At 62.7% G+C, this 20,167-nt stretch carries 21 protein-coding genes; 13 read left to right on the forward strand and 8 right to left on the reverse strand.

The annotated features are described in order from the left end of the window. Positions 1-11: 11 nt before the first annotated feature. The 3 genes from ACKLNA_RS05065 to ACKLNA_RS05075 are packed head-to-tail and all read right to left on the reverse strand — an operon-like array spanning position 12 to position 3,525. Complete coding sequence (locus tag ACKLNA_RS05065; protein WP_408985081.1) at positions 12-767, reverse strand: EboA domain-containing protein; 756 nt, start codon at positions 765-767, stop codon at positions 12-14. Continuing rightward, entirely contained in the window at positions 764-1,654 is an 891-nt protein-coding gene (locus tag ACKLNA_RS05070) for a UbiA family prenyltransferase (protein WP_408985082.1), read from the reverse strand. Before ACKLNA_RS05070 ends, ACKLNA_RS05065 begins: the two co-directional genes overlap by 4 nt. After that, on the reverse strand, positions 1,651-3,525 hold the full coding sequence (locus tag ACKLNA_RS05075; RefSeq protein WP_408985083.1) for a 3-dehydroquinate synthase: 1,875 nt from the start codon (positions 3,523-3,525) through the stop codon (positions 1,651-1,653). The genes ACKLNA_RS05070 and ACKLNA_RS05075 overlap by 4 nt, the downstream gene beginning before the upstream one ends. 636 nt (positions 3,526-4,161) lie before the next feature. On the opposite strand from ACKLNA_RS05075, the gene ACKLNA_RS05080 reads away from it, so the two are divergent. Genes ACKLNA_RS05080 through ACKLNA_RS05105 form a run of 6 tightly spaced genes read left to right on the forward strand, consistent with a single transcriptional unit; the run spans position 4,162 to position 9,394 of the window. Beyond that, positions 4,162-5,334 carry an acyl-CoA dehydrogenase family protein gene (locus ACKLNA_RS05080; RefSeq protein WP_408985084.1) on the forward strand — a complete coding sequence of 391 codons (1,173 nt, stop codon included), beginning with the start codon at positions 4,162-4,164 and terminating at the stop codon, positions 5,332-5,334. Further along, entirely contained in the window at positions 5,331-6,524 is a 1,194-nt protein-coding gene (locus tag ACKLNA_RS05085; protein ID WP_408985085.1) for an acyl-CoA dehydrogenase family protein, read from the forward strand. Before ACKLNA_RS05080 ends, ACKLNA_RS05085 begins: the two co-directional genes overlap by 4 nt. A gap of 14 nt (positions 6,525-6,538) precedes the next feature. Then, on the forward strand, positions 6,539-7,321 hold the full coding sequence (locus ACKLNA_RS05090) for an SDR family oxidoreductase (protein WP_408985086.1): 783 nt from the start codon (positions 6,539-6,541) through the stop codon (positions 7,319-7,321). A gap of 1 nt (position 7,322) precedes the next feature. Beyond that, on the forward strand, positions 7,323-7,811 hold the full coding sequence (locus ACKLNA_RS05095; RefSeq protein WP_408985087.1) for a MaoC family dehydratase: 489 nt from the start codon (positions 7,323-7,325) through the stop codon (positions 7,809-7,811). Next, positions 7,808-9,010 carry an acetyl-CoA C-acyltransferase gene (locus ACKLNA_RS05100; protein ID WP_134826986.1) on the forward strand — a complete coding sequence of 401 codons (1,203 nt, stop codon included), beginning with the start codon at positions 7,808-7,810 and terminating at the stop codon, positions 9,008-9,010. The genes ACKLNA_RS05095 and ACKLNA_RS05100 overlap by 4 nt, the downstream gene beginning before the upstream one ends. Next, complete coding sequence (locus tag ACKLNA_RS05105) at positions 9,011-9,394, forward strand: steroid Delta-isomerase (protein WP_408985088.1); 384 nt, start codon at positions 9,011-9,013, stop codon at positions 9,392-9,394. It abuts the gene before it with no gap. Positions 9,395-9,436: 42 nt separating this feature from the next. On the opposite strand, the gene ACKLNA_RS05110 is transcribed toward ACKLNA_RS05105, so the two are convergent. Both ACKLNA_RS05110 and ACKLNA_RS05115 read right to left on the reverse strand, forming a co-directional pair. Further along, entirely contained in the window at positions 9,437-9,892 is a 456-nt protein-coding gene (locus ACKLNA_RS05110; RefSeq protein ID WP_408985089.1) for an SRPBCC family protein, read from the reverse strand. Between the two features lie 23 nt (positions 9,893-9,915). Further along, the gene (locus tag ACKLNA_RS05115) at positions 9,916-10,689 is read right to left on the reverse strand and encodes an SDR family oxidoreductase (RefSeq protein WP_408985090.1); all 774 of its coding nucleotides are present in this window, start codon (positions 10,687-10,689) and stop codon (positions 9,916-9,918) included. A 162-nt stretch (positions 10,690-10,851) separates the two neighbouring features. Between ACKLNA_RS05115 and ACKLNA_RS05120 the strand changes: the two genes are divergently transcribed. From ACKLNA_RS05120 to dmpG, 4 genes are read left to right on the forward strand one after another with little or no spacing between them, the layout of a single operon-like run. Next, entirely contained in the window at positions 10,852-11,694 is an 843-nt protein-coding gene (locus ACKLNA_RS05120; protein ID WP_408985091.1) for an alpha/beta fold hydrolase, read from the forward strand. Next, on the forward strand, positions 11,691-12,482 hold the full coding sequence (locus ACKLNA_RS05125; RefSeq protein ID WP_408985092.1) for a fumarylacetoacetate hydrolase family protein: 792 nt from the start codon (positions 11,691-11,693) through the stop codon (positions 12,480-12,482). The genes ACKLNA_RS05120 and ACKLNA_RS05125 overlap by 4 nt, the downstream gene beginning before the upstream one ends. A gap of 18 nt (positions 12,483-12,500) precedes the next feature. Continuing rightward, on the forward strand, positions 12,501-13,409 hold the full coding sequence (locus ACKLNA_RS05130) for an acetaldehyde dehydrogenase (acetylating) (RefSeq protein WP_408985093.1): 909 nt from the start codon (positions 12,501-12,503) through the stop codon (positions 13,407-13,409). A 13-nt stretch (positions 13,410-13,422) separates the two neighbouring features. Next, on the forward strand, positions 13,423-14,457 hold the full coding sequence (gene dmpG / locus ACKLNA_RS05135; RefSeq protein WP_408985094.1) for a 4-hydroxy-2-oxovalerate aldolase: 1,035 nt from the start codon (positions 13,423-13,425) through the stop codon (positions 14,455-14,457). A 66-nt stretch (positions 14,458-14,523) separates the two neighbouring features. On the opposite strand, the gene ACKLNA_RS05140 is transcribed toward dmpG, so the two are convergent. From ACKLNA_RS05140 to ACKLNA_RS05150, 3 genes are all read right to left on the reverse strand, one after another. Then, complete coding sequence (locus ACKLNA_RS05140) at positions 14,524-14,691, reverse strand: hypothetical protein (RefSeq protein ID WP_167443775.1); 168 nt, start codon at positions 14,689-14,691, stop codon at positions 14,524-14,526. Between the two features lie 129 nt (positions 14,692-14,820). Then, the gene (locus tag ACKLNA_RS05145) at positions 14,821-15,951 is read right to left on the reverse strand and encodes a helix-turn-helix transcriptional regulator (RefSeq protein WP_408985095.1); all 1,131 of its coding nucleotides are present in this window, start codon (positions 15,949-15,951) and stop codon (positions 14,821-14,823) included. A 132-nt stretch (positions 15,952-16,083) separates the two neighbouring features. Next, entirely contained in the window at positions 16,084-17,127 is a 1,044-nt protein-coding gene (locus ACKLNA_RS05150; RefSeq protein ID WP_408985096.1) for a Rieske 2Fe-2S domain-containing protein, read from the reverse strand. 143 nt (positions 17,128-17,270) lie between these two features. Here ACKLNA_RS05150 and ACKLNA_RS05155 point away from each other — a divergent pair, with 143 nt between their 5' ends. The 3 genes from ACKLNA_RS05155 to ACKLNA_RS05165 are packed head-to-tail and all read left to right on the forward strand — an operon-like array spanning position 17,271 to position 20,132. Further along, the gene (locus tag ACKLNA_RS05155) at positions 17,271-18,110 is read left to right on the forward strand and encodes an SDR family NAD(P)-dependent oxidoreductase (protein WP_408985097.1); all 840 of its coding nucleotides are present in this window, start codon (positions 17,271-17,273) and stop codon (positions 18,108-18,110) included. After that, positions 18,097-19,023, forward strand: a complete 927-nt coding sequence (locus ACKLNA_RS05160) for an alpha/beta hydrolase (protein WP_408985098.1) — start codon at positions 18,097-18,099, stop codon at positions 19,021-19,023. The genes ACKLNA_RS05155 and ACKLNA_RS05160 overlap by 14 nt, the downstream gene beginning before the upstream one ends. Beyond that, positions 19,020-20,132: a 3,4-dihydroxy-2-butanone-4-phosphate synthase gene (locus tag ACKLNA_RS05165; protein WP_408985099.1), complete on the forward strand. Its 1,113-nt coding sequence runs from the start codon at positions 19,020-19,022 to the stop codon at positions 20,130-20,132. The genes ACKLNA_RS05160 and ACKLNA_RS05165 overlap by 4 nt, the downstream gene beginning before the upstream one ends. Positions 20,133-20,167: the final 35 nt, after the last annotated feature.

Raw genomic sequence — 20,167 nt, forward strand, 5'->3', positions numbered from 1 at the left:
GACGTTGGGTATCAGTTCAGGTGAGCGCGCCATTCCGGCGGCAAACGTTGCTGCTGGTTCAGCTCGACCAGTCGCTGACGCTGCGCCGGGGTGAGCCGGTCGAAGGCAATCGCCAGGGGCAAGCCGACGGACACCGCCCGGTCAGCCGCGAGTTGCTCTTCCAGCAGATCGAGGGCCAGTTGATTGAGGGTGAGGCTGTGTCGTTGGCTCAGGCCGGTCAGACGTCGCACATCGAGCCCCATACCCAGTGCTTTCAGCACCAGTTGGTGGAAGGCCCGTTCCGGGTAATGACGGGACGGGTAGAGGGTGTCGAGGGCGAGGGCGGCAAACACCTGGCTGTTGCTGGTGCGCCCGGCCTGCAACGCCAGATCCACGCAGTGCCCATGGCTGTCGAGCCAGTCGAAGGCTTTGAGGATGGCGATCTTTTCCTGATCGTCGCCCCACAGAAAAAGCTGGCGCAGCAAGGACAATTGTCCGCCCTCGGAGGACTGTTCAAGGACCTGTGCCAGCAATAACGCACGTGCCAGCTGGACTAGATTCCAGTGGCTGTCGGGCAGTGCCCGGTCACGCAGATGACGTTTGCACTGGCCGCTCAGGAGCGATGCGGTATTGGCGTCCGGTTGCCGGACCAGTTGTTCCTGTGCCTGACGCCACCAGTGCAATTCGCTGTCATCGAGTTGCCGTGTCAGGGCCTGATGGTGTTCGGCAAGGCAATCGCGGCGCATGCCGAGGGCCGCCGTCGGCGGCGCGGTGACGTCCATGTTCATGTCGGTTTGATCCAGCGTTGGAAGTGTGGGAGCAGGAAAAACACCAGAACACACAGCAGGCTGCCCAATGGTTGATTGGCCACGGCCATCACCAGCGCATCGAACAGTGGCAGCGCCGCGAGGCCGGCCCCGATAAAGGCACGGACCTTGCGCTGCTGCGGGTCGGCAAGGTGCTGCCGGTAATGCCAGCCCAGCCAGCCGAGCCAGAGCAGCAGCACCGGCCAGAACCACAGGCTGTCGGCGTAGATGGCCAGGGCCAGCGGGCTCAGCATCAGGAGCAGAGGCAGGCGACTGAGCAACTGGTTGTTGTGTTCATTGCGCGCCAGGTAAGTCAGCCCGCTGATGTAGACACCCAGCAAAATCGCGCAGAGCCAGATCGGCTCCGGCGGTACCGCCAGACTGGCCGCCGCCGTGAGGTACAGCGCCGAGCGACAGGCGCCCATCAACCAGACGCTGTGGGCGTATTTTTTGTGCAGCACGTTGTAGCCGATGATGCAGCCCACCAGCAGGGAGACACTGGCCAGCAGCCAATGCGGCTGGTCGATCAACTGGCTCAGGCCCAGCACCGACGCGGCCGCCAATGTCAGTAACAGCACTGTGGCGAGGCGCACCTGCTGGCGGCTCACCAGCCCCAGCGTGATGGGCCGAGGATTGTGGTGTTGCTGGTCCCAGTCGGCATCCAGCAAATCGTTCAGCAACATGCCGGCCAGATACAGCAGCGACAGGGTGAACAGCAGCAGAATCCACACCAGCCACGAGGGCGGCGCCAGTGCCCCGGCGCTGCTGGCCAGCAGCGCGGCGGCCAGGGTGTTGGTCCACACCGTGGGCAGGTTGGAAACCCGGCCGAGGGTCAGCCAGGTCTTGAGGCTTTGCGGGGTCTGGCTCATTTCGCGAAACCCTCGCTCAAGTCGAGCACCGGAGCGCTGCGGGCGGACAGCTTCTGCAGCGCCCGCTCCATCCGTGCGTCGTCGATTTCATGCAGGTCTACCGACTGGCCGATTCCGCTGAGCATCGGGATCGAGAGTTGTCCGCCGAGGTGCTGGCGGAACTCTTCCAGCCCGAGCAACACCGGTGAGCGACCTTGCGCATCTTTGAGGGTCAGTTCCGGTGGGCACAGGTTGAAACCGAGACGGGCCAACAGGCTCATCACCCGTTCACAGTCGACATCGCTCAACAGCCCGAGGGCATTGGCGTAGAGCCCGTCGAGGGCCATGCCCACCGCCACGGCTTCGCCATGGCGCAAGCGGTGATGACTGAGGTTTTCCAGCTTGTGCGCGGCCCAGTGCCCGTAATCCAGTGGCCGGCCGTTGCCGCGCTCGAAGGGATCGCCGGCGCCGGTAATGTGCGACAGGTGCAGTTCGGCGCAACGGCGGATCGCGTAACGACTGGCCGGATGATCGAAGCGGGCGAGGGCGTCGGCCTGTTGCTCCATCCATTCGAAGAATTCCCGGTCCTTGATCAGCGCGACTTTCACCGCTTCGGCCAGCCCGGCGATCTGGTCGCGGCGGGTCAGGCTGGTGAGCAACTGGAAGTCATTGATTACAGCGGTGGCGGGGTAGAAGGCGCCGAGCAGGTTTTTCTGGCCGAAGGCATTGATGCCGTTTTTCACGCCAATGCCGGCATCGTTCTGCGCCAGTACGGTACTCGGCACGCGGATCAGGCGGATGCCACGATGGAAGGTGGCGCAGGCGTAGCCCACGGAATCCAGCACCGCGCCGCCGCCAAGGGCCAGCACATAACAATGCCGGTCCAACCCATGTTTCAGCATGTCGGCGTAGAGCTGCTCCAACACCTGTGAGTCCTTGCTCCGTTCACCGGCCGGAACGGCAATCGGGGGCGCCTGCAAATGCAGGTCCGCTGCGTGGGCGGCAAAGTAGCCATCGATCTGATCCAGCAGGTGCGGCGCGCTTTTCAGCAGTTGTTCATCGGCGAACACCATCACCGTCACCCGGCCGTTTTGCCGGGCGGTGAGCTGTTGATGCAGGCAGGGATTGGAAGAATCGAACAGGTGATCGGTGAACACCACCGGGTAGTCGTAACTGACCTCGAAGCGCCCGTGCAACACTTGGCCGCCGCTGTGTTTGCGCAAGGCCTTGAACAGGCTGTAGCCGGCGATGAACAACCCCGGCAACACCATGCTGGCGAGAATCGTCACCAGCAACGCGTTCTCTTCGACGAGGAATGTGCCGATGGCGCTATAGGCCAGTGCCAGACCGGCGTTGGCCAGGGTGGTCACCAGCAGGAATGAGCGCAGCGGATAACGCTGCATGCCGGCGGCCACCACCGAGGTTTCCGCCAGTACCGGCACGCCGCGCAGGCAGATCAACGACAGCGTGCTCAGTCGATAGGCCATTTGCCCGGGCTTGCGTTGATGCAGCCCTAGACGACTGGACAGCATCCGGAAATAACCGGCACCCAGTGCGTAACCCAATCCGGCACCCAGACACAGGCCAATGAGGATCACCAGATAACCGCCGACGCTGCCGAGCATGGCCACGGCCAGTAGCGCGACCACACTGGAAGGCACGGGCAACACAACGTCCAGCGCCAACAGGGCGATCAGCAAAAGCGCCAGGTTGAGTTGCTGGGTGGGAGAAGTCGGCAGGTACAGGTCGAGATGATTGAGGAAGTCCTGGATCTGCTGTTCGAACAACAGGAAGCTGGCAATCACCAGTACTGCAAAGCAAAACAGTGACAGCCAGAAATGTCCGGCCGACGCATTTTTCGAGAGCGCACGATACCAACGGCTGTGCTTCATCAAGCATCCCTCTTGATTGTGATGACTGAGTTCCGTTCAGCAACTAAAGCAGCGTCTTGTTTGTTTCAGAAGAATGAACGCTCCCGCCGGGAGGGCTGTTTTTATTATTCGATGGGTCGTGCCGGTGAAGATATTCATGAACCTAGACGGTTGTTGTGGTTTTGCAAGTCGATTGGGTGATGGCGTTTTTCAGCGGGGGTTTAGTGGGTGTGAGAGTGTCGGAAGGTGTCGGGATTTGTCCGTGGGTTTTCTCTGCTTATTCAACATGATGAGTGCTTTTGTTGAAGTGTTTTAATTACTGTTTAAAGCGCCAGATGAGAAACCATTTCAACTGGGTTTGTTAGCAAGCTACTTGGATGGTGGCCATGTGGCATTATTTTTTGTTATTTGAGTTATTGCGGCTGGCTATAAGTGTTCTTGATAGTTGAGTGAATTACTCGGTTAGTTGGCCTTTGAACTTGCAAGTTAACCTTGAAAGAAAGATCCGGATGAAAGCCGATTCGTTCAAAACTTTCGACAACCTCCATTCGGACTAGGCAAGCCTGACGATTCTGCTGGACACCGCCCGGACCAGACTGGCTGTTCAAAGGGGCACCACTTCACGGGTGTTCCGCCAGACGAGTAGAAGGCGCCGCGATGGAGTTTGCATTCAGCGACGAACAGGAAATGATCCGTGAATCGGCCGAAGGTTTTCTGGCGGATGTCTCGGATTCAGCCGCCGTGCGCGCGGCGATGGTCAGCGAGCGGGGTTTCGACGAGGCGTTGTGGCAGCGCCTGTGCAGCGAAATGTACTGGCCGGCGATACATATTCCCGAAGCCTATGGCGGGCTGGGGCTCGGATTTGTCGAGCTGGGAATCCTGCTGGAACAGATGGGCCGGCGTTTGTTGTGTTCTCCGTTCTTTGCCACCGCCTGCATGGCCACACCGGCGCTGTTGCTGGCTGCTGACGATCAACAAAAGCAGCGCTGGCTGCCGTTGATTGCCGACGGCAGCGTCACCGCCGCGTTGGCATTCAGCAGCGCCAATGGCCGCGCCGCCGAAGATGTGCAAGCCACGGTGGTGCAGGAGGGCGATGGTTTTGTGCTCAACGGCACGCTCAATCATGTGCTCGACGGGCATGGCGCTGACCTGCTGATCATCGCCGCGCGGCTGCCCGGATCCGTTGGCGAGGCAGGCATCAGTCTGTTCGCCGTGGATGCCGATCACCCCGGAATCGAGCGGCAGATGCTGCCGACCATGGACCAGACCCGTCGTCAGGCACGCATCCGGCTCAACGGCGTGTACCTCGACGGGCAATGCCTGCTCGGCGAATTCGGCGCAGGCTGGCCGCATCTTGAGCGCGTGCTGCAACTGGCCTGCATCGCCCTGGCTTGCGAACAGACCGGCGGCGCGCAACAGGTGCTGGATCTGAGCGTCGCCTACATGCAGGAACGCCAGCAATTCGGCCGGCCGATCGCCAGTTTCCAGGCCCTCAAACACCGCGCCGCCGACATGATGCTGCAAGTGGAATGTGCGCGTTCGGCCAGTTATTACGCGGCCTACGTTGCCCAGGAAGTGCTCGATCCCGAAGGTGATCCGCAGGTGGCCGCCGAGTTGTCGACAGCGTCCGCGCTGGCCAAGGCCCAGTGTTCTGAAACCTTCTTTCACTGCGCTTCGGAGGCCATCCAGTTGCACGGCGGGGTCGGTTTCACCTGGGAATACGACGTGCACCTGTATTTCAAACGCGCCCGCGCCAGCGAGAGTTTTCTCGGTTTGCCGGCCTGGCATCTGGAGCGTATCGCCGAGGCGATTCTGGGGGAGCAGCCATGAAAATCAGTTTCAGCGAACACGATGAGCGCTTCCGTCAGGAAGTGGCCGACTGGTTGCGCATCAACCTCAGCGGCGAGTTTGAAGCCCTGCGTTTTCGCGGCGGCCCGGGTGACGAGCACATGTTCCCCGAGGAACGCAAAGCCTGGGAACGCAAGCTCGCCGAGGGCGGCTGGACCTGCGTGGGCTGGGCTCCGGAGCACGGCGGCCGTGGCCTGTCGATCAGCCAGCAAGTGATCTTCCACGAAGAATACGCCCGCGCCGGCGGCCCCGGACGCATGGGCCATATCGGCGAAGGCCTGGCCGGCCCGACCATCGCCGCTTTCGGCAGCGCCGAACAGCAGCAGCGATTCCTGCCGGGGATCGTCAACGGCACGGCGTTCTGGTGCCAGGGCTATTCGGAACCGGGCGCCGGCTCGGACCTGGCCAACGTCAAGACCCGGGCCACGCTGGATGAAGACAGCGGCAGCTGGATCATCAACGGGCAGAAAGTCTGGACCTCGCTGGCCCATGAATCGGACTGGTGTTTTGTGCTGGCCCGTACCGAGCCCGGCAGTGTCGGCCATCGCGGTCTGTCATTCCTGCTGGTGCCGATGGCGCAGGCCGAAATCACCGTGCGACCCATCGAGCAACTGACCGGCACTTCGGAATTCAACGAAGTGTTCTTCGACGACGCCCGCACCGATGCCGCCAACATCGTCGGTTTGCCCGGCGAAGGCTGGAAGATCGCCATGGCGCTGCTCGGTTTCGAGCGCGGGGTGTCGACGCTCGGCCAGCAGATGCAATTTCACAATGAGCTGAACGAGATCATCGGCATCGCCCGGGCCAATGGCGCCTCGCGCGATCCGGCCTTGCGCCAGCGTCTGGCCCAGGCCTGGAGCGGCCTGCGGATCATGCGTTACAACTCGCTGCGCATGTTGTCGGGTGCCCAGGACGGTTCGCTGCGCAAGGAAGCGACCATCTACAAGCTGTTCTGGTCAACCTGGCACGCCAATCTCGGCAAGTTGGCGATGGATGTGCTTGGCGCCGATGCCGAACTGCTCGAGGCCGCGCCGTATCAACTCACGCGCCTGCAATCGCTTTACCTGTTCAGCCGCGCCGACACCCTCTACGGCGGCAGCAACGAGATCCAGCGCAACATCATCGCCGAGCGCGCTTTGGGCATGCCCAAAGAGCCACGCCTTCCTGTGTGATCAAGGAGTTTTCCATGTCTGTTACTCACTATGTCGCCGGTCACGGTCTGTTGCGTGGCAAGTCGGTGCTGATCACGGCAGCCGCCGGCGCCGGTATCGGGTTTTCCGCTGCGCTGCGGGCCGCCGAGGAAGGCTGCCGTGCCTTGATGATCAGCGATATCCATGAAGGGCGTTTAGCCGAAGCGGTGCTGAAAATCCGCGAAGCCACCGGTCTGCAGCAGGTTTTCGGGCAGGTCTGCAACGTCGCCGACGAAGCCCAGGTGCAACAGCTGATTGCCGGCGCCGAGCGTGACCTCGAAGGCGTCGATGTGTTGATCAATAACGCTGGCCTTGGCGGCTCGGCGCTGCTGGTAGACATGACCGATGAGCAATGGAGCCGTGTTCTCGACGTGACGCTGACCGGCACCATGCGCATGACCCGGGCCATGCTGCCGAAGATGATGGAGCGGCGCGCCGGAGTCATCGTCAACAACGCCTCGGTACTCGGCTGGCGGGCGCAGAAAGAGCAGGCGCACTACGCCGCCGCGAAGGCTGGCGTGATGGCGTTGACCCGTTGCGCAGCCGTCGAAGCCGCCGACTACGGAATCCGCATCAACGCGGTGAGCCCAAGCATTGCGTTGCACGATTTTCTGCGCAAATCCGCGCCGCAAGCCGTGCTCGAGCAACTGGCGGCCAACGAAGCCTTCGGCCGCGCCGCCGAGGTCTGGGAAGTGGCCAACGTGATGATGTTCCTGGCCAGCGACTACAGCTCCTACATGACCGGCGAAGTGTTGTCGGTCTCCAGCCAGAGGGCGTGACATGCCGCGTATTTTCGACACGCCTTTCGCCCTGCGCGATGCGGTGGGTGAAGAGCTGGGCGTCAGCGACTGGCTGTTGCTGGCGCAAGACCGCATCAATCTGTTTGCCGAAGCCACCGGCGATCATCAGTGGATTCACGTCGATCCGCTCAAGGCCGCCAGCGGTCCGTTTGGCGGCTGCATCGCCCACGGCTATCTGAGCCTGTCGCTGGTCAACCTGTTTCTGCCGCAGATCGTCGAAGTGCGCGGCATTGCCATGGGCGTCAACTATGGCTGCGAGCGCGTGCGCTTTCCCACGGTGGTGCCGGTGGGGTCACGTGTGCGCGGGCGTGCGCAGTTGATGGCCGTCGACGAGGTCAAGGGCGGCGTCCAGGCAACGATCCGCGTCAGCGTCGAAATCGACGGCGAAGAACGCCCCGGCTGTGTGGTCGACACCATCAGCCGCTACTACCCGCAAGATCCAGCAGCACCTTCGAGGAGTCCCGCATGAAAGAAGCCGTCATCGTTTCGACCGCCCGTACCCCGATCGGCAAAGCCTTTCGCGGTGCATTCAACGACACCGAAGCGCCGCTGCTCGGTGGCCATGTGGTGCGCGAAGCCGTGCGCCGGGCCGGCATCGAGCCCGGTGAAGTGGACGACGTGATCATCGGCGCGGCGGCGCAACAGGGCACGCAGTCCTATAACCTCGGTCGCCAGTGCGCGATTGCCGCCGGCTTGCCGTTTTCCGTGTCGGGTATGGCCGTCGAACGCCAATGCTCATCGGGATTGATGAGCATCGCCATGGCCGCCAAAAGCATCATGTGCGACGAAATCGACATCGCCGTGGCCGGTGGCCTGGAATCGATTTCGCTGGTGCAGAACAAGCACAAGAACCTCTATCGCAACCAGTCAGGTGCAGTGCTCGAGCGCGATCCGCATGCTTACATTCCGATGATCGAAACCGCCGAGATCGTCGCCGCCCGCTACGGCATCAGCCGCGAGGAGCAGGACGAATACAGCTACCACAGCCAGGTGCGTACCGCGCTGGCCCAGAGTGCCGGGCTGTTCGACCGGGAACTGGCGCCGATGACCAGCCGCAAGGCGATCTTCGACAAGGCCACCGGCGAAACCCGTTTCGAAACCCTCAGCCTGCAACGCGACGAGTGCAACCGCGTCGACACCACCCGCGAGAATCTCGCCGCACTGGAACCGGTCTGGGCCGGCGGCGAATGGACCGAAAAGGGCCGTTTCATCACCGCCGGCAATGCTTCGCAGCTGTCCGACGGCGCGTCGGCCTCGGTGTTGATGAGCGCCAAACTGGCCGAGAAACGCGGGCTGGAACCCCTGGGGATTTATCGTGGGATGGCCGTCGCGGGCTGCAACTCCGATGAAATGGGCATCGGCCCGATCTACGCGATTCCGAAGCTACTCAAGCGTCAGGGCCTGACCATGGACCACATCGGCCTCTGGGAGCTGAACGAAGCGTTTGCCTGTCAGGTGCTGTATTGCCGCGACACGCTGGGCATTCCCCAGGAGCGGTTGAACGTCAACGGCGGGGCGATTGCGCTGGGGCATCCGTTTGGCATGTCCGGTGCGCGGATGGTCGGACACGCCTTGATCGAAGGCCAGCGCCGTGGCTTGCGCTATGTTGTGGTGAGCATGTGCATCGGCGGTGGCATGGGCGCTGCGGCACTGTTCGAGGTGGTCTGAATGATCAGCGCACAGCAGATTCAAACCACCATGGCCCATTATGTGGAGTTGGTGGATGCAGGCGATATCGACGGGATTCTTGCACTGTACAGCGAGGGTGCGACGGTCGAAGACCCGGTCGGTCAGCCGCCGATTCAGGGCCTCGCGGACATCGAGCGTTTCTACCGCCAGGGCCTGGGCGCGAGCCAGGTGTCGGCCACGCTGACCGGCCCGGTGCGTGCGACCTTGAACGGGTGTGGGGCGATGCCGTTTCGGGTCGACATGCAGTGGGCGGGGCAACCATGCTCGCTGCATGTAATCGACGTGATGGAATTCGATGACGCCGGCAAGATCCGCTCGATGAAAGCCTATTGGAGCGAAGCCAACATCGGGCCGCAGCCCTGATTTCAGTTGCAGGCTGCGCCATATCGCAGCCTGCAACCTGCTTCATTGTGCGATGCCGTTTTCGTAATAGACCTTCAAATTCTCGGCGATCTGCCGCACGACCTTGTTCAACGCCTTGCCCAGCAGTTTTTCCATCAGCCTGCCACCGCGCAGGCTGTAGTGCATCTGGGTGGTCATGCGGCTGAACTCACCCTCGCGCTGCAAGGCATAACTGAAACTGGCTTCGCGAAACGGGAAGGGCGCGCCGGCGCTGGCCTTGTGCAGCACCAGGACAAAACCGACGCCATCCTGCCATTGCACCACGCTTTCATCCAGCCACTGGCCGCCCTTGCGAAACACCCGGCGACTGGCGCCAAGCCCTTCGATTGGCCCGGGGTGCAGCTGGCAGCCGGTGAGTCCCGGCACGTAGTGTGGCGCCAGGCGCAGATCCCGCAGTTTGGCCCAGGCAGCGGGCGGAGACAGTTCGAGCAGAACGCTGTGGCAGGCAGTTGCCGGCATGCTGGATTTCCTTTTGATCGGGTTCAATGAGATTGGGCAGCGTCGAGAAACGCCGGGCGTTCGCCACCGCCGTGCACGGTGATGTCCGCGCCGCTGACATAACGCGCCAGAGGGGAGGCGAGGTACAGACAGGTGTCGCCGATGTCTTCCGGCGCCGCCAGGCGTTGCAGCGGAATGGTTGCAGCCACGCGGGCAACACCGGCCTGATCGCCGTAATGCAGGGCGGCCTGCTCGGTAAGGATCAACCCGGCCGTGACCGCGTTGACCCGCACTTTCGGCGCCCATTCCACGGCCAGCGAGCGGGTCAGATTCAACAACCCAGCCTTGGCCGCGCCATAAGCCGCCGTGCCCGGCGAAGGGCGAACCGCGCTGACGCTGCAGATATTGATGATCGCACCGCCGCCGTCCTGCGCCTGCATCACCCGATTGGCCTGCTGACAGAGATTCAGCGGGGCCAGCAGGTTCAGGCGAATGATCGCTTCGCTGAAACGCGGCGAAGCGCTGGCGGCGTCGGCATTGGGCGAGCCGCCGGCATTGTTGACCAGCACGTCGAGCCGGCCAAAACGCTCGACGATGGTGTCGATCAATCGCCCGGACTGCTCGACATCACGCAGATCGCACGGCAGGAAAACCGCTTCATGTCCCGCACTCGCCGGCAATGACTCTGGCGCCTCGCGACCGCAGATCACCACCTCGGCACCGCCGTCGAGAAACCGCTGAGTGATGCCCCGGCCAGCGCCTTTGCCGCCCCCGGTGACCAGCACCACTTTGCCGCGAAAATCCAGCGCATCCAGCATGCAAAAGCCTCGTTCTGTCAGAGATCAATGCCCTCGATGCTAGCGGCGCGGGGCCCGGCGGCCAACGTCCGAAAAGACTAGGACGGCTAGTCCTGTCGGACGATGTTGGGGGGCTGGCCAGCGGAAATAATCCGGCCACAACAATAGCCGGGAGCACACCTTATGAGCGCAATGGCGCAAGGGCACTTCGTTACGCTGCCGCAGGGGTTGCGGCTGCATTATCTGGATATCGGCGGGGAGGGCACCGGCAGCGCCGAGACGGTGGTGTTCATTCATGGCAGCGGGCCCGGTGCCAGCGGCCACAGCAACTTCAAGCAGAACTACCCGCTGTTCGTCACCGCCGGTTATCGCGTGATCGTGCCCGACCTGCCGGGTTACGGCGCGTCCGACAAACCGGACACCCTCTACACCCTGGACTTTTTCGTCACCGCCCTGAGCGGTCTGCTCGATGCCCTGGATGTCCAGCGCTGCATCCTGGTGGGCAACTCCCTGGGCGGCGCCATCGCCATCAAACTGGCCCTGGACCAGCCGCAGCGGGTCAGCCGACTGGTGCTGATGGCGCCGGGCGGGTTGATGGATAAGGAGCAGTATTACCTGCAGATGGAAGGCATCCAGAAAATGGGCGCCGCGTTTGCCCGAGGTGAACTGCACGACGCCGACGGCATGCGCCGCTTGCTGACCCTGCAATTGTTCGACGAGTCGTTGATCAGTTCTGAAACGGTCAACGAACGGGTCGCCGTGGTGCGCGAGCAACCGGTCTGCGTGCTGTCGACCATGCAAGTGCCGAACATGACCGAGCGCCTGAAGGAGTTGCAGTGCCCGATCCTCGGGTTCTGGGGCATGGACGACAAGTTCTGTCCGGTGTCGGGTGCGCAAACGATGATGCAGCTCTGCCAGAACATCCGGTTTGTGCTGCTCAGCGAATGCGGGCATTGGGTGATGGTCGAGTACCGCGAGCTGTTCAATCGCGAGTGTCTGTTCTTCTTTCAGGAAGGCCAGCGATGAGCGCGCAATTGCGTCGCCAGTTCGGCGAAGAGTTGTATCAGGCGCTGCTTGCGGGCAACACCGTGGCCCCGCTGACCGAGCGCTGGCCGTCGATCAGCATCGAAGACGCCTACCACGTTTCCCTCTATTGCATCGAACGCCGGGTCGCGGCCGGTGACCAAATCGTCGGCAAGAAGATCGGCGTGACCTCGGCAGCGGTCCAGCGAATGCTCAACGTGCATCAGCCGGATTTTGGCTTCATCACCCGACAGATGTCGTTCGGCAATGACGCGAACATTTCCCTGTCGGCGAACCGGCTGATCCAGCCCCGCGCCGAGGGCGAAATTGCCTTCCGGCTCAAACATGACCTGATCGGCCCCGGCGTGACCGAGGCCGATGTGCTGGCGGCAACCGAGTACGTGACGCCGTGCTTCGAAATCGTCGACTCGCGGATCCACGACTGGCGCATCCGCATTCAGGACACCGTCGCCGATAACGCCTCTTGCGGTGTGTTTGTGCTCGGCGATGTCCAGGCCGATCCGCGAGCGCTGGACCTGCCGAATCTGCACATGCGGGTATTCAAGAATGACGAACCGCTGAGCGAAGGACTGGGCTCGGCCGTGCAGGGAAACCCGCTGACGGCGGTGGCCTGGCTGGCCAACACCTTGGGTGCGTTCGGTATTCCGTTCAAGGCCGGAGAGCTGATTCTCTCGGGCTCTCTGGTGCCGCTTGAGCCTGCCCGTGCGGGCGACCGTTTTTCTCTGACCATCGATGGCCTGGGTTCTGCCCGGGTGTCTTTCTGCGCCTGACCCGTGGGGTTTAACCGGATGAACAAGAAACTCAGAGCGGCCATTATCGGCCCGGGAAACATTGGCACTGACCTGCTGATGAAAATGTGTCGATCCGAGTGGATCGAGCCGGTGTGGATGGTCGGCGTCGACCCCGAATCCGAAGGCCTCAAACGCGCCCGCGAACTAGGTGTGAAAACCACCGCCGAAGGTGTCGACGGATTGCTCCCCCATGTCCTCGACGATGACATTCGCATCGCCTTCGACGCGACCTCGGCCTACGTCCACGAGCAGAACAGCCGCAAGCTCAACGAGCTGGGGGTGATCATGATCGACCTCACGCCGGCGGCCATCGGCCCGTTCTGCGTGCCGCCGGTCAACCTCAAGGAGCACGCGGCGTCGCTGGCGATGAACGTCAACATGGTCACCTGCGGTGGCCAGGCGACGATCCCGATGGTCGCGGCGGTGTCGCGGGTGCAATCGGTCAGTTACGGCGAGATTGTCGCCACCGTGTCGTCCGGCTCGGTGGGCCCGGGCACCCGGCAGAACATCGACGAATTCACCCGCACCACGGCCGGCGCGGTCGAGAAGATCGGCGGCGCCCGTCGCGGCAAGGCGATCATCGTCATCAACCCGGCCGAGCCGCCGCTGATGATGCGCGACACCATCCATTGCCTGACGGACGAGGAGCCGGATCAGCAGCGGATTCGCGCCTCGGTGCTGCAGATGGTCGAGGAAGTGCAGCGCTATGTGCCCGGTTACAAGCTGATCAACGGCCCGGTGTTCGATGGCCGCAAGGTCTCGATCTTCATTGAGGTGGAAGGCCTCGGGGATTTCCTGCCCAAGTCCGCCGGCAACCTCGACATCATGACCGCCGCCGGCCTGCGCACTGCCGAAATGTTCGCCGAAGAAGCCCACAAGGGCGCCCTGCAACTGCCCGCCCGTTAAGTGGAGTAAGACCATGAATCTGCAAGGTAAACGCGTTCGTCTGCACGACATGAGCCTGCGCGACGGCATGCACGCCAAACAGCATCAGATCAGCCTGGACCAGATGATCTCCGTGGCCACCGGCCTCGATGCCGCCGGCGTGCCGCTGATCGAAATCACCCATGGCGACGGCCTCGGCGGTGCATCGCTGAACTACGGCATGCCGGCCCACAGCGACGAGGAATACTTCTCGGCGGTGATTCCACGGCTGCGCCAGGCGAAAGTCTCGGCGCTGTTGTTGCCCGGTATCGGCACCCTCGATCATCTGCGCATGGCCCATGAACACGGGGTGTCGACCATTCGCGTCGCCACCCATTGCACCGAGGCCGACGTTTCCGGCCAGCACATCGGCATGTCGGCAAAAATGGGCCTCGACACCGTCGGTTTCCTGATGATGGCCCACATGGTCAGCGCGGAAAAACTGCTGGAACAGGCGCGGCTGATGGAGAGCTATGGCGCCAATTGCATTTACTGCACCGACTCGGCGGGCTACATGCTCCCGGACGAGGTCAGCGAGAAAATCGGCGTACTGCGCGTCGGTTTGAACGCCGCCACCGAAGTGGGCTTTCACGGCCACCACAACCTGGGCATGTCGATTGCCAACTCCCTGGCCGCGATCGAAGCGGGTGCCGCGCGTATCGACGGCTCGGCGGCGGGGCTGGGCGCCGGCGCGGGCAACACGCCGCTGGAGGTGTTCGTTGCGGTGCTGGAGCGGATGGGCGTGGAAAGCGGCGTCAATCTGTACGGGATCATGGACGTGGCCGAAGACCTGATCGTGCCGATGATGGATCAGCCGATCCGTCTCGACCGCGATGCCCTGACGCTGGGCTATGCCGGGGTCTACAGCTCGTTCCTGCTGTTCGCCAAACGTGCGGAGAAAAAGTACCTGGTGGCCGCCCGCGAACTGCTGGTGGAGCTGGGGCGGCGCGGCACCGTGGGCGGTCAGGAAGACATGATCGAGGACCTGGCGCTGACCCTGTCCCGGGCGCGGGGCTTCCTGCCGAGCTGATCCTCGGCAGACAACAAAAAGCACCGGCGCTGCTTGCAGGCCGGTGCTTTTTTATTGGGAGCTGGTTTACGGGAGCAGATTGCGCACCAGCGGCGGGTAGCAGTTCACCGCCGTGCTCGAACAACCCAGGAGCGCGGCGCTTGGTCGATAGGCTTCGTTTCTGAACAACTGACACAGGCTGACGGAACTGCCGACGCAGACGATCAGCAGCAGGGCGCAGGTGGAGTTTCGCATGGCGGGCCTCATACGGATTTTTATTGTTGTAGAGGCAAGGTAGGGCGGCGGGAGATCTTCGGCTTCGTCTGAATGGACTAGTCAGGCATAAAAGCCATCGCCCGGGCGGACGATGGCGCGGGACGGGTGTCAGCCGAGGGTGGCCACACTGCGCAGGATCAGGCGCACCAGCATGGTCTGGCGGGTCACGCCGGTCTTGGAGAAAGTCGAACGCAGGTGGGCGCGGGCGGTGTTGCGGCTGATGCCCAGTTCTTCCGAGGCTTCATCGAGGGTCAGCCCGTTGGCCAGCAACATGGCGAGTTGGGTTTCGGCCGGAGTGAAGTCGAACAGGGCGCGGACGATCTCCTGGGGCGCGGTGGACTGTTGCTCCGGGTCGCTGATGAAGATCACCACCGTCGGGCACTGTTTGCCTTCGCTCCACTCCGACAGCGGCACGGAACGCACGATGATGCCCAGGTCCGCGCGCCCGGACGGCCGCTGCACGCGCAGCGCTTCGACCATCGACGGGTTGCTGCTTTTCTGCGAGAGCAGCGACTGCTTCACCAAACGGCGAAATTCCTGGGTGTCGCGGTCCGTACCGACCTGCAGGCCATCGTTGACCAGTTTGATGCCGTCCTTTTCCTGGATCAGCCGGTCGGCGACCTGGTTGGTCTGCAGCACTTTGCCGGCTTCATCGAGGATGATCGTGCCGACTGCCATCTGATTCACCGCACCGGCGTAGAGGTTGCGTTCGACCTCGATGCGGTTGAGTTGCATGTGAACCTTGATCGAGCGCTCGAGGTGCGGAATGAAATGCGCGAGCAGGGTTTTCTCTTCATCGCCGAAAGGCTTGTCATCCCGCCCGCGACTGATGCGGATCCGGCACTGGGCGCCGTCGCAGGTGTTGATGTCGGCGCCGAGGATATGGAACACGTCCACCGCTTCAAGGAAGTTCTTGTAGAACTCGGATTTCTGCCAGTCATCGCTGGAGACGAACTCAGCGAGGGTCACCACCTGGCGATTGGGCAGGCCGACGAAGGGGTCGAGGGTGAAGAAATGCGTGTTGTACGAGGCAACTGCCTCGGTCGAGGTGCCGGTGGTGTTGACCATCAGTCCGTCCACGTGGGTGCTGGGCGGCCGCAAGATGAAGGTCACGTATTTGCTTTTCAGGTAGACGTTGAGCTGGTTGAGGAAGGTCGCCCAGGGAATGGTTTCCAGCGGCCCCTGATACAGGTTGCCGATGAGATCGCTGAACGTGTCGAGGCTGATGCTCTGCTGCATGGGGAACCCGTTCTTATTATTAGTGGTTTGCGGTGCCCGAGAATAAGCGCCTGTATCGACCACTTGCAACGCCCGGGCACGAGGCCTGACCGGCGGCGGCCGGTCAGGCGCAGGATCGCGAAAACCCTGTCATCAGGCGGGTTCGCGGGCCCGCACGATGAACTCTTTGTGCTCCTTCACCTCCGCTGAAAGCAGCGCGATGTCGGTGTAGAACTGCTCGTACCAGCGGCGCAATTGATAGACCGGGCCGTCGCCATCGCACAGCAGCGGGTTGTCGACGCGGGTCTTGCTGTGCCAGATCGACACGTCTTCGTAAAAGGCTGCCTGGGCCTGTTGCACATAGGCCTTGGCCATCGCCTGATTCTGCTCTTCGCTCAAGCCCGGGATCTTTTTCACCAGCACGCCGTAGCGCAGGGTGAAGCTGTCGAGGTCGATCGGCACGTGGCAGTTGAGCAGGATCGAATGGATCGGCTGGCCGTTCATGGCACCGGTCATTTCGGTGATCTGGTAGGCCGGCCCGTAATAGGTGGCCACGGTGCTCAACGCACTGTCGCCGGACAGCCGCTCGCTGCGGGCGCTCATGATCTGGGTTGCGAGGTGGCCTTCGAACACGTTGCTGAAGGCCTCGACCGGGGCACCGTGCACCGTGCCGAAGTGCGCCATGTCGGCGACGTTGTCGATCAGTTCGCGGCAGTTGGTGTCGATTTGCAATTCGGCGACTTCCCACTCGGCCCATTCGTTGCTGAAGCAGGCGTCAATGCGCGGGATGCGTTGCTCGGGCAGCGGCGGGTTGCCTTCAGGGTCATTCCACACGAACAGCAGATGGTTTTCTTCCATCAACGGCCAGCTCTTCAGTTTGGCCCGAGGCGGAATGCGCTTGGCGTAAGGAATGTCATCGCACACGCCATCGGCGCCCCAGCGCCAGGCATGGAAAGGGCAGCGAATCGAATTGCCTTCGACGCACCCGGTGCTGAGGTCGGCGCCCATGTGCGGGCAATAACCGTCGAGAATGTGCAACTCGCCGTCCTCGCCCTGAAACGCCACCAGCCGGGTGCCGAACACGTCCAGGCGGTGGGCGTTGCCGTCGCGGTAGGGGGCGGCCAGGCCCAGGCAGTGCCAGCCGCGTGCGTAGCGGTCTTCCAGCAGTTTGGCTTCGATACGGTGCAGGGTACTCATCTTGTTATTCTCCCAGGTTCACGGGTTTGAGCTTGCTGGAGATTCTGCCGCCCCTGTAGAAGCGGGCATCGTCTGAATGGACGATGGCCGGCCGAGCGGCGCCCGCTCTACTGACGTCATCGGACGTTTGTCAGGAGCAGGCAATGAATCAGCAATCAGGGCCGGTCGCGGTCATTACCGGTGCCGCCAGCGGCATTGGTCGGGGGCTGGCCGAACATTCGGCCAGGTTGGGCATGCGTTTGGTGTTGGCCGATCTCGATGGGTTGCGGCTGGAAGCACTTTGCGAAGAACTGCGAAGCGGCGGAACCCAGGTGGTCGCCTGCGTCACCAACGTCGGCGATCTGCAACAGGTGGAGCACTTGCGCGATGTTGCCCTCGACCAATTTGGCGGGGTCGATCTGCTGTTCAACAATGCCGGCGTGATGCAGACCGGCTACAGCTGGGAAATCACCGCGCAGCAATGGCAACGCATGCTCGACGTCAACCTCTGCGGGGTCATCAACGGCATTCGCTGTTTCGTACCGTTGTTTCTGCGTCAGGGTCGTGCGGCCCATGTGATCAACACCGCGTCCCTGGCCGGTCTGCTCAGCAGCCCGTTGATGGCGCCTTACAGCGTGACCAAGCAGGCGGTGGTCGCGTTGTCGGAAACCCTGCATTACGAACTGAGCATGCTCGGTGCACCCGTGTCGGTTTCAGTGGTGTGCCCGGGGCCGGTGGCCAGTGAAATCATGGCCTCCAATCAAGTGGTAGACGGCGCCGGTTCGTCCTTCAGTCAATTGCTCGACAGCAGCATTCGCCAGGGCATGACGCCTGCCGAACTCGCAGAGCAGGTGTTCGCCGCCATCGCCGAAAAGCGCTTCTGGGTCTTTCCCCACAAAGGTTTCAAGTCCGCCCTGCAACAGCGGGTGCAGAGCATCCTCGAAGAGTCCAACCCACAATTCAACATGTCCGATGTAGAGGAAGATGCCCATGCCGCTCGATAAACAGATCGCGCTGATTCTCCAGCAATTCAGCGACCTGCCGGCACCCGATTACAGCCAGCTCGATGCGGCGCACTACCGGCAGTTCTGCGACAACATGCAGCCGGCGATTCCCGGCGTGCCAATGGTCGAGGTGCGCAATTTGCGGGTCGAGGGGGCGATTGGCGAACTGGATGCGCGTCTGTATCGGCCATCGGAAGAGAGCAATCTGCCGTTGCTGGTGTATTTCCATGGCGGCGGTTTTGTCGTCGGCAACCTCGATACCCACGACAACCTGTGCCGCTCGCTGGCTCACCTGACCGACGCCGTGGTGGTGTCGGTGGCCTATCGTCTGGCGCCGGAGCACCCGTTCCCGGCGGCACCGCTGGATTGTTACCGGGCGACTTGCTGGCTGGTGGAGCATGCGGCGCAACTGGGCGTTGATGGCAGTCGGCTCGCGGTGGCGGGGGACAGCGCCGGGGGTAATCTGGCGTTGGCAGTGAGTCAGTTGGCGGTGCAGCGGCAGGGGCCGAAGATCCGCTATCAGTGCCTGTTCTATCCGGTGACCGATGCCGGTTGCGACAGCCATTCCTACCGGGAATTTGCCGATGGCTTCTTCCTCACCGGCGCCATGATGAACTGGTTCTGGCAGCAGTATTTGCAGGAAGACGGGCAGGGCGAGGACCCGCTGGCCTCGCCATTGCGCGCCGGGAGCGTGGCGCATTTGCCGCCGACGACGTTGATCACCGCCGAATTCGATCCGCTGCGTGACGAAGGCGAGGCGTTCGCCGAGCGCCTGCGTCAAGCCGAAGTGCCGGTGCGGGTGCAGCGTTGCGAAGGGATGATTCACGGTTTCATCAGCATGGCGCCGTTTGTCGAAGGCGCGGCCCAGGTGTTGTCCGAAGCCGCCGCCGACCTGCGCGAGGCGCTGCAATGAGTCTGGCATTCGACAGTGTGCCGCAACTGCTCGAAGCCATCGCGGCGGGACAGATGGTGGTCATCACCGATGACGAGAACAATGCCGAAGGCTCACTGCTGATGGCCGCCGAACGGGCCGGGGCCGAGGCAGTGACGTTCATGGCAGTGCAGGCGCGAGGCTTGATCTGCCTGGCACTGACTGAGCAACGCTGCCGCGAACTGGGGCTGGACCTGATGGTGCCCCATTCGCGGGCGCAGCATGGCGTGGGGTTTACCCGGTCGATCGAGGCGGCTACCGGCGTGTCCACAGGGATCAGCGCCGCCGACCGGGCGCGCTCGATCCTGGTGGCGGTGGACCCGGCCAGCGGCCCGGCGGATCTGGTGCAACCGGGGCATATCTTCCCGGTGCAGGCCTTGCCCGGTGGCGTCATGCAGCGGGCCGGGCATGTCGAGGCGGCGTGTGACCTTACCCGTCTCGCAGGCCTGCAACCGGCGGCGACGCTGGTGGGCATTCTCGACGAGGACGGCGAGCTGGCCCGTGGCGAGCAGTTGCACGAATTCGCCCGCCGCCATGGCTTGCGCATCGGCAGCATTGCCGAGCTGATTCATTACCGCATCCTTCACGAAGGCACGATCGAACGCGGCGAGGCCTATCCCTTGCTGACCCGCCACGGCGAGTTTCAGGTGACGGCGTATCAGGACACCTATCAAGGCGCGCTGCATCTGGCGCTGGTCAAAGGCCGGATCGACAGTGCCCAACCGGTACTGGTGCGGGTGCAAGGCATCGAAACCCTGCGCGACGCCCTGGGCTGCGAAAGCGAAAGCGGACCGCAGCAATGGACCCTTGAGCGTTCGCTGGCGAGTATCGCGGCGGCCGATTGCGGCGTGCTGGTATTGTTGGCGCAGAAGGAAACCGCTGAAGGTGTGCTCGAGCAATTGCGTCAGCGCAGCGGCGGCAAATCCCGCCCGCCGCATTTTCCGCACCGTACGCTGGGCATCGGCGCGCAGATCCTGCGGGATCAGAATGTGCGCAAGATGCGTTTGATGAGTTCGCCGGTGCCTTACAAAGCGGTGTCGGGGTTTGATCTCGAAGTCACCGAGTTCGTCCCGTTCCAACCCGCTGTATAAAACCGTTCAACCCCTGCGGGTGATCACCTGCAGGG

The sequence above is a fragment of the Pseudomonas sp. UV AK001 genome, assembly GCF_046097675.1.
Lineage (GTDB): Bacteria > Pseudomonadota > Gammaproteobacteria > Pseudomonadales > Pseudomonadaceae > Aquipseudomonas > Aquipseudomonas kribbensis.